This window comes from Geomonas anaerohicana (assembly GCF_016458305.1).
Lineage (GTDB): Bacteria > Desulfobacterota > Desulfuromonadia > Geobacterales > Geobacteraceae > Geomonas > Geomonas anaerohicana.
Window position 1 is genome coordinate 176,661 of record NZ_JAEMHL010000003.1, and the last position, 13,457, is coordinate 190,117.

Annotated in this window: 9 protein-coding genes; 6 read left to right on the top strand and 3 right to left on the bottom strand. The window is 60.2% G+C overall.

The genetic code is table 11. The features are described from left to right. Positions 1 to 76: 76 nt before the first annotated feature. Positions 77 to 988, top strand: coding sequence for an EamA family transporter RarD (gene rarD / locus JFN91_RS07175; RefSeq protein ID WP_199388531.1), 912 nt, complete (start codon positions 77 to 79; stop codon positions 986 to 988). Positions 989 to 1,009: 21 nt separating this feature from the next. Here the strand turns inward: rarD and JFN91_RS07180 are convergent, their stop codons facing one another. After that, complete coding sequence (locus JFN91_RS07180) at positions 1,010 to 1,273, bottom strand: type II toxin-antitoxin system Phd/YefM family antitoxin (RefSeq protein WP_199388532.1); 264 nt, start codon at positions 1,271 to 1,273, stop codon at positions 1,010 to 1,012. A gap of 173 nt (positions 1,274 to 1,446) precedes the next feature. Here JFN91_RS07180 and JFN91_RS07185 point away from each other — a divergent pair, with 173 nt between their 5' ends. The 5 genes from JFN91_RS07185 to JFN91_RS07205 all read left to right on the top strand — a co-directional run bounded on the left by JFN91_RS07185 (position 1,447) and on the right by JFN91_RS07205 (position 9,778). Continuing rightward, positions 1,447 to 2,892, top strand: coding sequence for a sigma-54 interaction domain-containing protein (locus tag JFN91_RS07185; protein WP_199388533.1), 1,446 nt, complete (start codon positions 1,447 to 1,449; stop codon positions 2,890 to 2,892). 424 nt (positions 2,893 to 3,316) lie between these two features. Then, on the top strand, positions 3,317 to 6,331 hold the full coding sequence (gene pruA, locus JFN91_RS07190) for an L-glutamate gamma-semialdehyde dehydrogenase (RefSeq protein ID WP_199388534.1): 3,015 nt from the start codon (positions 3,317 to 3,319) through the stop codon (positions 6,329 to 6,331). A 516-nt stretch (positions 6,332 to 6,847) separates the two neighbouring features. After that, positions 6,848 to 7,828, top strand: coding sequence for a class 1 fructose-bisphosphatase (locus tag JFN91_RS07195; RefSeq protein ID WP_199388535.1), 981 nt, complete (start codon positions 6,848 to 6,850; stop codon positions 7,826 to 7,828). Between the two features lie 100 nt (positions 7,829 to 7,928). After that, positions 7,929 to 8,171, top strand: a complete 243-nt coding sequence (locus JFN91_RS07200; RefSeq protein WP_199388536.1) for a hypothetical protein — start codon at positions 7,929 to 7,931, stop codon at positions 8,169 to 8,171. A 152-nt stretch (positions 8,172 to 8,323) separates the two neighbouring features. Beyond that, a complete protein-coding gene (locus JFN91_RS07205; protein ID WP_199388537.1) occupies positions 8,324 to 9,778 on the top strand; it encodes a sigma-54-dependent transcriptional regulator in 1,455 nt (484 codons plus the stop codon). A gap of 265 nt (positions 9,779 to 10,043) precedes the next feature. Here the strand turns inward: JFN91_RS07205 and JFN91_RS07210 are convergent, their stop codons facing one another. Beyond that, the gene (locus tag JFN91_RS07210; protein WP_199388538.1) at positions 10,044 to 11,087 is read right to left on the bottom strand and encodes a response regulator; all 1,044 of its coding nucleotides are present in this window, start codon (positions 11,085 to 11,087) and stop codon (positions 10,044 to 10,046) included. Further along, positions 11,084 to 13,408 (bottom strand): PAS domain S-box protein, encoded by a 2,325-nt coding sequence (locus JFN91_RS07215; protein ID WP_199388539.1) that lies wholly within the window; start codon positions 13,406 to 13,408, stop codon positions 11,084 to 11,086. The genes JFN91_RS07210 and JFN91_RS07215 overlap by 4 nt, the downstream gene beginning before the upstream one ends. Positions 13,409 to 13,457 lie beyond the last annotated feature (49 nt).

Sequence of the window (13,457 nt, forward strand, 5' to 3'; positions counted from 1 at the left end):
GGGGGGAGGAGAAATGGACCTGCTCCTTCTCGCAGGAAGGAGCCGTCGGACCCGTTAGTACAAGGACATCTGCCACATGAGCAACCTTACCGAACATCCCGAGCTCACCGCTGCACAAAAAAGCCGCCAGGGCGTCATATACGGACTGGCGGCTTACCTTTGCTGGGGATTCTTCCCGGTCTATTTCAAGAGCGTCAAGATCGTCCCGCCCCTGGAGATGGTCTCGCACCGGATCGTCTGGTCGCTCGCGTTTTTAGTACTGCTCATAACGTGGAAAGGAGCGTGGCCGGCAACGATCGAAGTGCTCAAAAAGCCGAAGTCCCTCGCCGTCCTGTTTGTCACCACGATCCTCATCGCCACTAACTGGCTGGTCTTCATTTACGCCATCAGCGTCGGCGAGGTGTTGCAGTCGAGCCTGGGCTACTTCATCAACCCACTGGTGAACGTGCTGCTCGGCTTTTTGTTCCTGCGTGAGCGGTTGGAGCGTCCGCAGTGGATCAGTCTTGCTCTTGCCTTCACGGGCGTCCTTTATCTCGCCATCCAGTACGGCAGCATGCCGTGGATCTCGCTACTGCTGGCGCTCTCCTTCGGACTCTACGGTCTGATCCGCAAGGTGCTGCACGTCGAGCCGCTGGTGGGGCTCACCGTAGAAACCCTGCTCCTCATGCCGTTTGCGCTCTTTTACCTGGTGCAGTTGAATCAGAAGGGGACGGGGATCTTCCTGACCCACGGCATAACGTTGGACATGCTGATCCCGATGTCCGGAGTCGTGACCGCCATTCCCTTGCTGCTCTTTGCCGCCGCCGGGAAGAAGCTGCGCCTGGCCACTATCGGCTTCTTACAGTACATCACCCCCACGATGCACTTCCTGCTCGCCATCACCCTCTTCGGTGAGACCTTCACCCACACCCACCTGATCAGTTTCCTGTTCATCTGGGCCGGATTGGTGCTCTACTCGATCCATGCCTACCGCTCGATGAGGGCTTGATCCACCTCAACTGCCGGCTACTCAAGGCTCGTCATTCTCTCGAAGTCTCAGCAAATGCTCTTCCGGTGGCGATACTACGAATCGTCCTGCATCCAAGTCGGCCTTGCTTTGTGCTAAAGCTGCCTCCAGTTCGCACTCGCGAAGGTAGTGGAAATATTTTATTGGCACCACTATAAAACGCTCTTTCCCGTGTACCGTTATGATAGCTGCGGATTCCTTCATCAATGCCGTTTCTATTGCTGTAATTCCCTTACTGTTAAGTTCTTCTTCAGTTATCGAAGACATTTCGCTTCACCTCGATTCTCTGCATTCTGGCTACTCCGGCAGTGTCCTTAAAATTACCACAGCCTGTTTTTGAACGTCAAACCTCACACAATCGCCACGGTTGTATTCCTGGTTGCATACTGTAATGCAAACATGCATAATGGCTGCGGGCTTTATTTCTGCCGGAGATTTTTATGACTGAAACTACAACTGGAATCATGGCGGCTCTCGATTTGGAGGAGATGGCGCGGCAGATGCGCGCGTTCCAGGATCTGACACGGGAGCTCGATGCCATCATCGATTCCTCGTCAGACGGGCTCTGGATCTGCAATGCCGACGCTGTTGTTATCCGTATCAACCCGGCCTCAGAGCGGATCAACAACATCACCGCCGCGGAAGTTATCGGCAAAAACATGCACGAGCTACTGGACCAGGGGTTCATCGACCGCTCCGCGGCGCTGGAAGCTCTCACCACCGGCAAGGTGGTGAGCCAGTTGCAGAACCGGCAGGGGCGCAAGCTCATCTCCACCGGTACGCCGGTGCTGGATGCGAACGGCAAGGTGATCCGGGTGGTGGTCAGCGAGCGGGACGTCACGGAAATCGACAACTTGCAGCGCGAACTGGAAGAGCAGGAGGCCCTCAGGGACCAGTTCCGCAGCCACATGCTGGAGATGCAGCAGGCGGACCTCGCCTCGCGCAGCGTCATCGCCCGCAGCCCGCTCATGGTCAACGCGCTGAAGCAGGCGCTCAAGGTGAGCGCGGTGAACTCGACGGTGCTGATCCTCGGCGAATCGGGCGTCGGCAAGGGGCTCATCGCGGAACTGATTCATAAGAACTCCAGTCGGGCCGACAAGCCGCTCATCGAGATCAACTGCGGTGCCATTCCGGAATCTCTTATTGAATCCGAGCTGTTCGGCTACGAGAAGGGCGCCTTTACCGGCGCGCAGGTCAGCGGCAAACCCGGCTATCTCGAGCTTGCCGACGGCGGCATCTTGTTCCTGGACGAGATCGCGGAACTGCCGCAGGCTGCCCAGGTGAAGCTGCTCCGGTTCCTGGAAAACGGCCGCGTGGTGCGGCTTGGCGGGACCAAGGCGCGCACGCTCGATGTCAGGATCCTGGCGGCAACGCACCGGAATCTTGACCAGATGGTCAAGGATGGCTCCTTCCGGCTCGACCTGTACTACCGCCTGAACGTCATTCCCATCCACGTGCCGGCGCTTCGGGAGCGGCGCGACTGCATCCTGCCGCTGATCCGGCATTACGTTGACCTATTCGGAGCGCGCGACTCCATCCGCAAGCGTCTCACCCGCGCCGCCTCGGACGCGCTCCTTGCCTACGATTATCCTGGCAATGTCAGGCAGTTGATGAACATCTGCGAGCGGCTGGTGGTCATGACGGAAACGGACCTTATCGATGTCAAGGATCTGCCTGCGGAGATCGTTTCCGGCAGTGCAGCGTCGACCGGGGTAGGGGGCGTGTGGCACGACGAGGTGACCCTGCAGGAGACGCTGGATAAGGTGGAGAAGGCGGTTCTGGAGAAGGCGCTGGCTACGCACGGCAACCAGGTGCGCATGGCCGAGGCGCTGGGGGTAAACCAATCGACCATCGCCAGGAAGTTGAAAAAACACGGTATCGGATAGCTCCTCCCCCCGGAGGGGGGAGGCTGGGAGGGGGGCTTGCGGTGCCTCCAAATCTCACCCGCCTCAAAATCTACCCCCTCCCTGACCCTCCCCCTCCGGGGGCGGGGACCAATGGGAAGCTTTATGCGTTGCTGCATATTTGTGGTTCTCTCTTCTTTTCCCCATCTATTCCCAAATAACCAACGCTTCTGCTTCTCTCTCGAATTACTTTGTCACTCCACATTACCTTTTGCCCCAGCAATGCTATAATACTTCCGGCTGTTTAGCTGGATGAAGCACCTCCCTCTACGGCAGTTCAGATCCTAGCTGCCGCCTCCACGTCTCCACCAGGAACGAAATCGTATACTCGATGGCACAGCTTGTGCTCTAGCTGTACACGTTTATGATTTCCTCTTGGAACAACCTGTAATAAAGGAGCCTTTGGATGAACAACACCGAACTGAACAACAGAGTCATAGCGCGGGGCAAGGAGTTCTTCTCCACCATCAGCGGCGAGAAGCCGTCACTCTTCAACAAGGGCGCCTGGATGGGCAAGGTGATGGACTGGAGCATGCAGAACGAAACCTTCAAGATCCAGATGTTCCGCTTTGTCGACGTCTTCCCGTCCCTCACCACCGGCAAGCTCCTCACCGACCACATCCGCGAATACTTCGGCGAAGAGAAGGACATGCCGCCGGTCCTCTCCACCGGCGCCAAGGTGGCGGGCATGCTCGGCTCCTTCGGCGGTGCGGTGCTGAACAAGTTCCTCACCACCAACATCCAGGAGATGGCACGCCAGTTCATCGTTGGCGAGAACACCAAGGAAGCCATCAAGAACATGGAGCGTCTGAGGAAAGACGGTTTCGCGTTCGTCGTGGACGTGCTTGGTGAGGCGACGCTTTCCGAGAAGGAAGCGGACATCTACATGAACACCTACCTCGAGCTGCTCGACTCGCTCAAGAAGGAATACAAGGACTGGAAACCGCTGCCGGGCAAGGGCGGCGACGCGAACCTCGACTGGGGACACGCACCGAAGGTCAACGTGGCCGTGAAACCTACCGCGCTCTTCTGCCTCGCCAACCCGCAGGACTTCGAAGGCTCCGTGGTCGCCATCCTCGACCGCGTCAGAAAGATTGCCAAGAAGGTCATGGAACTGGACGGCTTCCTCTGCATCGACATGGAGTCCTACCGCCACAAGGACATCATCATCGAGGTTTACAAGCGCCTCAAGCTCGAGTTCCCCAACTACGACCAGTTCGGCATCGTGCTCCAGGCCTACCTGGTTGACACCGACAAGGACCTCCCGGAACTGCTCGCCTGGGCCCGCCAGAAGAACGTGAAGATCTCCATCCGCCTGGTGAAGGGCGCCTATTGGGATATGGAAACGGTCAAGGCCAAGCAGAACGACTGGGCGATCCCCGTCTGGACCATCAAGGCCGAGTCCGATGCTGCTTACGAGCGTCAGGCCAGGATGATCCTGGAGAGCTCCGACATCTGCCACTTCGCCTGCGCTTCCCACAACATCAGGACCATTTCTGCGGTCATGGAGATGGCGAAGGAACTGAACGTTCCCGACGAGCGTTACGAGTTCCAGGTACTCTACGGCATGGCCGAGCCGGTCAGAAGGGGCATCCTGAAGGTCGCCGGCCGCATCCGCCTCTACTGCCCGTACGGCGACATGGTGCCGGGCATGGGCTACCTGGTGCGCCGCCTGCTGGAGAACACCGCCAACGAGTCCTTCCTGCGCCAGAGCTTTGCCGAGGACGCACAGATCGAGCGCCTGCTCGAGGACCCGGAGGTCACCGCCCAGCGCGAGCGCGCCGCACGCGCCGCCGCCAAGAAACCGGAAGCCAAGGGCCCCGGCGGCCTCAAGCCGTTCTACAACGAGGCCATGGTGGACTTCACCCGCGCCGACCACCGCGCCGCCTTCCCGAGCGAGATCGCCGCCGTGAGGAAGCAGCTCGGCAAGACCTACCCGCTCTTCATCAACGGCAAGGAAGTGAAGACCGCCGACACCATCGCGTCGGTGAACCCGAACAAGCCGTCCGAGACCATCGGTGTCATCTGCCAGGCCGGTACCAAGGAAGTGGGCGACGCCATTCAGGCCGCCAAGAAGGCCTTCCCGGCATGGCGCGACACCGATCCGAAGGACCGCGCCCAGTACCTGATCAAGGCCGCCGCCGTGGCGCGCCGCCGCATCTTCGAACTTTCCGCTTGGCAGGTACTCGAGATCGGCAAGCAGTGGGACCAGGCCTATGCCGACGTCTGCGAGGCGATCGACTTCCTCGAATACTACGCCCGCGAGATGATCACCCTGGGCACCCCGAAACGCGTGGGCAACGCGCCGGGCGAGTTGAACCACTACTTCTACGAGCCGAAAGGCGTCGCCGCGGTCATCGCACCGTGGAACTTCCCGCTGGCGATCAGCCTCGGCATGACCTCCGCCGCCATCGTGGCCGGTAACTGCGTCGTGTTCAAGCCCTCCGGCATCACCTCCGTCATCGGCTACCACATCGTGGAACTGTTCCGCGAAGTCGGCCTGCCGGAAGGCGTCTTCAACTACACCCCGGGCCGCGGCTCCGTCATGGGCGACTACCTGGTGGACAGCCCGGATGTCTCCCTGATCGCCTTCACCGGTTCCATGGAAGTCGGTCTCAGGATCATCGACCGCGCCGCCAAGGTCTACCCGGGCCAGGAGAACGTCAAGAAGATCGTCTGCGAGATGGGCGGCAAGAACGCCATCATCATCGACGACGACGCCGACCTGGACGAGGCAGTGCCGCATGTCCTCTACTCTGCCTTCGGCTTCCAGGGGCAGAAGTGCTCGGCCTGCTCCCGCGTCATCGTGCTCGACGCGGTGTACGACAAGTTCGTCGAGCGCCTGGTCTCCATGGCGCAGGCGACCCTGGTCGGCCCCTCCGAGGATCCGGCCAACTACATGGGCGCCGTTGCCGACGACAAGGCGATGAAGACCATCAAGGAGTACGCGGAAATCGGCAAGAAGGAAGGGCATGTGCTCTACGAGAGCAAGGTGCCCAGCGACGGCGGCTTCTACGTGCCGATGACCATCATCGGCGGCATCAAGCCGGAGCACAGGATCGCCCAGGAAGAGATCTTCGGACCGGTCCTCGCCGTGATGCGCGCCAAGGACTTCGACCAGGCTATCGAGTGGGCCAACTCCACCAAGTTCGCCCTCACCGGCGGCGTCTTCTCCAGGAGTCCGGAGCACCTGGCCCAGGCCCGTCGCCAGTTCCGCGTCGGCAACCTGTACCTGAACCGCAACAACACCGGCGCTCTCGTCGGCCGTCAGCCTTTCGGCGGCTCCAAGATGTCCGGCGTCGGCACCAAGGCGGGCGGGCACGACTACCTGCTGCACTTCATGGATCCGAGGGTGGTCACCGAGAACACCATGCGCCGCGGCTTCGCACCGGTCGAGGAGGATGACGACTGGGTCGCATAAGGAAGGGGATCTACCACTCCTCCCCCCGGAGGGGGAGGCTGGGAGGGGGGAGGTTGTCTGAGCGAGTCTAAAGGCCCCCCTCCCTAACCCTCCCCCTCCGGGGGAGGGAACTCATTGGGCGCCTGCACTTTTTACGAGTGCAGGCGCTTTTTTGTTGTGACAGTGCAACCTGCTACAGTCATACGCCCTCTCCCTCTGGGAGAGGGACGGGGTGAGGGCGCTGCTGATGGCACTGAACACACTTCGTGGCGCCTCCCTCACCCGCCCTTCGGGCACCCTCTCCCAGAGGGAGAGGGGACATGAAAGTCACAACTTGTTGCTCTTACTATCCCCCTCTTCCAGAGGGAGAAGGGGCATCATAGTCGTAACTTATTGCTCTCACTATGTGGGCAATTTTGTTTACCAATCTCGTGGTCGCAGCTTCCCTGTTTACGCCTTTTTTTCCTTGCGTTGAAACCTTTTTTGACATAATCTACCGGGTCGTAAAATAATTTTAATTTAATCTTGGAGGGACCTATGCCTGCTGCACCGGGAACGTCGAAATTCCAGATAGAACTGCGCCGTCATCTGCGCGGTCAGAACATCAGCGACAACCTCGTCCACCTCATCTGCGAGATTGCCGAGGCCAGCAAATACGTCATCAACGCGGTGCGCACCGGTGACCTGGGCGTCGCCGGTACTTCGAACCTCTACGGCGAGGAGCAGCTTGCCCTCGACGTGCTCTCCGACCGCATCATGAGAAAGCGCCTGATCCACTCCGGCGTGGTCTGCAACATCGCCTCCGAAGAGATGGACGAGATCTACCAGGCCCAGGCTTCCGCCGACGGCCTCTACTCGGTCGCCTATGATCCCTTGGATGGCTCTTCCCTGGTGGACGTCAACCTCGCCGTAGGCACCATCGTTTCCATCTACGAAGGGTGCGACCTGCTCCAGCCGGGGCGCAACCAGGTCGCCGCCATGTACATCCTGTACGGACCGAGGGTCTCGCTGGTCTACACCGTGGGCGACGGGGTGCACGAGTTCACCATGAACAACCTGATGGAATTCACCCTTACCCGCGAGAACATCAGGATGCAGGAAGAGGGGAACATCTACGCTCCCGGCGGCCTGAGGAACAAGTACAACGACGGCGACGAGAAGTTCATCCGCCACCTGGAGGCCAAGGGGTGCAAGCTCCGTTACTCCGGCGGCTTCGTGCCCGATATCAACCAGGTGCTGATGAAAGGGAAGGGGATCTTCATGTACCCGGCCCTCAAGGGTTCCCCCAACGGCAAATTGCGCGTGCTGTTCGAGCTCAACCCGATGGCGTTCATCGTCGAACACGCCGGCGGCGCCGCCAGCAACGGCAGTATCCCGATCCTCGACATCGTTCCCGAGTCGCTGGACCAGAGGGCGCCGATCTACATCGGCTGCAAGGCCGACGTGAAGGCCGCAACCGATTTCCTGGTTGAAAAGGCACAGGAACCGGCCGCTGCCGCATCATTTGTCAACGGGTAGTTTTTTGTTGTAGGATTGATCGTCCTGATAGGAATTTCTGCTAAAGTTGTCACGCTCCAGGGCGATAAAAGTATTGACCGCAATTCTTTAGAGGTAAGAAATGGATACTAGTACCAAAAGGTTGTGCAGCGAGATCCAGCTTTTTGATCTGTGCGATCTCGACACGTGCACCTGCAAGGAAGGGCGTTTCTGCACCAACCCCGTCATCCTGTCTCGTTTTGAGGCGATAAAGGAAGAGGATGACCGTCCGCAGTACCTTGCCGACGAGTTCGACGAGGAAGACGAGGACGCTGACGACCTTGACGCATACGGTGATGACGATTACGAGGATGACGACCAGTAATCGTTCCGATCTTTAGAGGTAAACCAAGAGAACCGCTTCTCCAAAAAAGGGCGGTTCTTTTGCTATCAACCTGCACTACTGACACAGACCTTGATACGCCCGGCTTGGCAAAGGGTCGGCGCGGATTATAATAGCCCATCGGGAGGGCGGCCATGACTGCTAAACTGCTTATTCTGGATGACGATCACGACATCCTGCTCATGCTGAAGGCGATCTTCACGGGCGAGGAATACGAACTGCTGCTGGAAAGCGACAGCGAAGGAGCATTGAAGCGTGTCATCGCCGACCGTCCCAACGTTGCCATCATGGATATCAGCCTGCCCCAGAAGTCGGGCATCGAGGTACTGAAGGAGGCCAAGAAGATCGATCCTGGCCTCGCCGTGATCATGGCCACCGGCTACAAGACCACCCAGAACGCGATCGAGGCGATGAAGCACGGCGCCTTCGACTACGTCACCAAGCCGTTCGACATGAACAAGCTGAAGGGGGCGGTCAAGAAGGCGCTGGAGTGCAACCTTTTGAGCCGCAAGGTGCGCTATACCAAGGAGCGGCCCCAGGCCGAGGAGGATCTCACCGACGACCTGATGATCGGCTCCTCCCCCGAGATGATCGAGATCTGGAAGATGGTGGGGACCGTCGCCGATTCCGACGCCACCGTGCTGATCCAGGGTGAGTCGGGCACCGGCAAGGAATTGCTTGCCCGCGCCATCTACAACAACTCCCGTCGTAAGAACCGTCCCTTCCTGGCCGTCAACTGCGCGGCGCTCCCCGAGGCCCTGCTCGAGTCCGAACTGTTCGGCCACGAAAAGGGGGCCTTCACCGACGCCCATTCGCGCCGCATCGGTAAGTTCGAGCAATGCAACGGCGGCACCATCTTCCTCGACGAGATCGGGGAGATGAGCCCCACCAACCAGGGCAAGTTCCTGCGCGTCCTCGAGAACCAGGAGTTCGAGCGGGTAGGGGGGAACGAGACCATCAAGGTCGATGTCCGGGTCATCGCCGCTACCAACCGTTCGCTGCTGGCCTCGGTCAAGGAAAAGTCCTTCCGCATGGACCTCTTCTACCGCCTGCGCGTGGTGAATTTCTTCCTGCCGCCGCTCAGGGACCGGGTCGAGGACATCCCTCTCCTGGTCGACCTCTTCGTGAAAAAGTTCGCCAAGAAGTACGGCAAGAACGTGAAAGGGGTCGCCCCCGACACCATGGCGCTTCTGATGAACCACCAGTTCGAGGGGAACATAAGGGAGCTGAAGAACGTCATCAACTCGGCCGTCGTCTTCTGCCGCGGCGACATCCTGGTCCCCGGCGATTTCGAGTCGTTCCTCACCGCCAAGGCGGGTTTCAAGGAAGTGGACCTCGAGGTGGTGGGGGATGACTACTACGAGGTGTTCTGGAGCATGCTGGAGCCGGTCTTCGACGGCATCTGCGCCAAGAACAAGGGCGCCATCTACGAGAGCGTCAACATGGGGTTGGAGAAGGCGCTGATCCACATGGCCATGGAGAAGAGCAACAACAACCAGGTGTTCGCGGCGAAGCTTTTGGGCATCAGCCGCAACACGCTGCGTGACCGCCTGGAGCGCTACCGGATCGGGACGGGCGAGTCGTCGTAGCAATCGCCCTCGGGGGCTTTCTTCCTTGCGTCCCTCCCCCCGGAGGGGGGAGGTCAGGAGGGGGGATGCTCATCCGCTCGACGACCGGCTGCCCCCTCCCTGACCCTCCCCCTCCGGGGGAGGGGACCGAATGGGCAAGGGATGTGGGAGAGCAAAAGTGACAGAGAAATGAAGAGAGCCGGCGACCTGATGGTCTGCCGGCTCTTCTTGTCTCGCTAGGGTTCCTCCCCCCGGAGGGGGGGAGGGGACCATGACTAACAGTCAGTTACAGCGTCTTCCCTGCCGCCCTTTCCCACTCCTCCTTGGGGATGGAGAGGAACACGTCCACCAGCTTCGGGTCGAACTGCTGACCTGAGCAGCGCACCACCTCGTCCAAGACCGCCTGGAAGGTGAGGGCCTTGCGGTAGGGACGGTCCGAGGTCATGGCGTCCAGGGTGTCCACCAGCGAGAAGATGCGCGCGCTGATTGGGATCGCTTCGCCGGCGGTCCGGTGGGGATAGCCGGTGCCGTCGTAGCGCTCGTGATGGAACAGCACCAGTTCGGCGGCGTCGGTGAAATACTTGATCCCGGCCAGGATGTCGTAGCCGATCTTCGGGTGCTGCCGCATGACCTTCCACTCTTCGTCATCCAGTTTTCCCGGCTTCAAGAGGATGTTGTCGGAGACGCCGATCTTGCCGATGTCGTGCAGAAGCGCCCCCTTGCCCATGATGATGCGCTCTTCCGGCCCGATCCCTGCTTTCTCCGCCAGCAGGCAGGTGTAGGCCATGACCCGCTCCGAGTGCGAACCGACCTCTTTTTCCCTCGCGTCCAGCGCCCGGATCAGCGCCGCCAGCGTGTGCTCATAGGCTTGATTGATCTCGCCCATGACGGCCCTGATCACCTCGGTCTGCTCTCGGACCTTGAGTTCGAGGTTGGCCTGGTATTCCTTGTTCTCCATGACCAGGCGCCGCTTCTCCAGGGTGTTCTTGACGGTCAGAAGCACCCGGTCCAGGTTGAAGGGCTTGGTGATGTAGTCTTCGGCACCGTTGTGGATGCAGGAAAGCGCGGTGTCCATGTCGTTCATCGCGGTGATCATCAGCACCGTGGTGTCCGGCGTGACCTGCTTGATATCCTTCAAGAGATCGATCCCTGAGCGCCCGGGCATCATGATGTCCAAAAGCGCCAGGTCCAACTGCTGGCTGTTGATTATTTCCAGACCTTCTTCGGCACTGCCGGCCTGGAAGCACGTGAATCCTTCCTTGGACAGAGTGATGTTGATCAGTTCTCTGATCATGTCCTCGTCGTCGGCTATCAGTATGTTCCCTTTCAATTGCTACCTCCTGGAATTGCCCGCGCCGCTTCTTGCGACCCGGTCCCCTGCAGCGTGTCCCTCACCTTTCTGATCAGGGCGTCACTTGCAAAGGGCTTGGGCAGGAACTGCATTCCTCTCTCCAGCGTCTTCTCGAAGCTGGTTCGGTTGTCCGTGTGCCCAGACATGAAAAGTACTTTGAGCTTCGGGTTCTTGGCCAGTAGTCGTTCGGCCAGGGTAGGCCCACTCATAAACGGCATGACCACGTCGGTCAGGAGCATGTCGATCTCGTCGGCGTGCTGGTCGAACAGGACGATACCCTGTTCGGGATCCGTCGTCTCCAGCACCCGGAACCCGCGCATCCTCAGGGTGTGCACCACCAGGTTCAACACGCCGGGCTCGTCCTCTACCACCAGTATGGTGTGGTCGGTGTCGATGGCCTCGTCGAGATGCTGCTTGGCCTGGGACTCCGCCTCCTGGAAGGTGCGCGGCAGGTAGATGTCGAAGCGCGCCCCTTGCCCGGGCTCGCTGATCACCTCTATGTAGCCGCCGCACTGCTTCACGATGCCGTACACGGTGGCGAGCCCCAGCCCTGTGCCGCGCCCCATCTCCTTGGTGGTGAAGAAGGGTTCGAAAAGCCGCTGCTTCACCTCCGTCGTCATCCCCTGTCCGCGGTCGGTGACGCTCAGCCGGACGAAGCTGCCCTGCTGGGAGCCCGGATGCAGATGCGTATAGCTTTCGCCGAGCTCGCAATTGGCCGTCTCGACCGTGATCACCCCGCCGGTGTCGGAGGCGTCGCGCGCGTTGACCACCAGGTTCATGACGATCTGTTCCAGTTGCCCGGGGTCCATCTTTACCAGCCCGGCGTCCGGAGCGAGGTCGGTGACCAGCCGGATGTTCTCCCCGATGAGCCGCTCCAGCATCTTCTGGACCGCCTTCACCTGGCGGTTGATGTCCAGCACCCGCGGCTCCATGATCTGGCGGCGGCTGAAACTCAACAGTTGCCTGGTCAGGTCCGCGGCCCGCTCCCCTGCACGCAGGATCTGTTCCGCCTCCTTGTGCATGGGCGACTTCTCGTCCAGGGCCCGGATCAACAGCGTACTGTAGCCGTTGATGACGGTGAGCAGGTTGTTGAAGTCGTGGGCGATGCCCCCGGCCAGCTGCCCCACGGCCTCCATCTTCTGGACCTGACGCAACTGATCCACGACCAGCTTTCTCTCGGTGATGTCTTCCTTGACGCCGACAAAGTGGGTGATCTGTCCCTCCGGGTTCTTGACCGCGGATATGGAGCAGCTCTCCCAGTAGAGGTCGCCGTTTTTCTTCCTGTTGTGCAGCTCGCCGTGCCACTCCTTGCCGGAGCAGATGGTCTGCCAGAGATCGCGGTAGAACTCGTCGTCCATGTTGCCCGACTTGAGGATGCTGGTCTTCACGCCGATCAGCTCCGGCTCGGAGTAGCCGCAGACCTCGATGAACTTCGGGTTCACGTACTCGATGCAGCCGCGCAGGTCGGTGATCACTACCGACACCGGGCTCTGTTCGACCGCGCGCCACAACTTGCTCAGTTCGGCCTCGGCGCGCCGGCGCTCGGTGATGTCGAGCAGGGTGCCGATGACGGCGTCGGAGCCGTTGATCAGGGTCCTGGTGCCGTTCACCTCCAGGTCGATGGCGGCGCCGTCCTGCCGTTTACCCCGGAAGAAGAAATGCAGCGGCTCGCTCCCCTCTTTGAGCGGGCGCAGGAACTGGGTCAGTACCCGGATCTGATCCTCGCCGACGACCAGGTCCACGAAGCTGCGCTTTTCGATCAGCTCTTCGGGGGCATATCCGAATATGGCGCCGAGCTTTGGGTTCGCGTAGATGAAGATGTCTTCCTGCAGCATGAAAATGCCGACCAGGGATTGCTCCACCAGGCTCTGGAAACGTGCCTCCGTCGCGGAAAGGGCTTCCTCCGCCACGCGCCGTTCGCGCCGCACCACCGCTTCCCTTAGTTCGCGCTTGATGGCCGGGATGAACCGGGACAGGCGGTCTTTGATCAGGTAGTCATGGGCGCCCGCGCGCATCGCCTCGACGGCCGCATCTTCCCCCATCTGCCCTGAGACCATGATGAAGGGAAGGTCGATGCCGCGCTCGTGCATGAGCTCCAGCGCTCCAAGACCGCTGAAACGGGGCATGACGTAGTCGGAGACGACCAGGTGCCATCCCCCGCGGTCCAGCGCGTCATTCATCTCGTCCGGGGTCTCGACCCGTTCGTAGATGGGCGAGAACTCCTTCTGCAGGTGCCGGACGATGAGGACGGCGTCCTCGGGGGAATCGTCTACGATCAGGATGCGCAGTGGATGTTTCATCTTGGCAGGGCTCCCTCGCGTCGATGCATCTGATTCGCAACCTTCCTTC

Excerpts from the sequence above, each read along its gene's own strand:
- rarD (WP_199388531.1), top strand. The coding sequence starts at position 77 with ATGAGCAACCTTACCGAACATCCCGAGCTCACCGCTGCACAAAAAAGC.
- JFN91_RS07180 (WP_199388532.1), bottom strand. The coding sequence starts at position 1,273 with ATGTCTTCGATAACTGAAGAAGAACTTAACAGTAAGGGAATTACAGCA.
- JFN91_RS07185 (WP_199388533.1), top strand. The coding sequence starts at position 1,447 with ATGACTGAAACTACAACTGGAATCATGGCGGCTCTCGATTTGGAGGAG.
- pruA (WP_199388534.1), top strand. The coding sequence starts at position 3,317 with ATGAACAACACCGAACTGAACAACAGAGTCATAGCGCGGGGCAAGGAG.
- JFN91_RS07195 (WP_199388535.1), top strand. The coding sequence starts at position 6,848 with ATGCCTGCTGCACCGGGAACGTCGAAATTCCAGATAGAACTGCGCCGT.
- JFN91_RS07200 (WP_199388536.1), top strand. The coding sequence starts at position 7,929 with ATGGATACTAGTACCAAAAGGTTGTGCAGCGAGATCCAGCTTTTTGAT.
- JFN91_RS07205 (WP_199388537.1), top strand. The coding sequence starts at position 8,324 with ATGACTGCTAAACTGCTTATTCTGGATGACGATCACGACATCCTGCTC.
- JFN91_RS07215 (WP_199388539.1), bottom strand. The coding sequence starts at position 13,408 with ATGAAACATCCACTGCGCATCCTGATCGTAGACGATTCCCCCGAGGAC.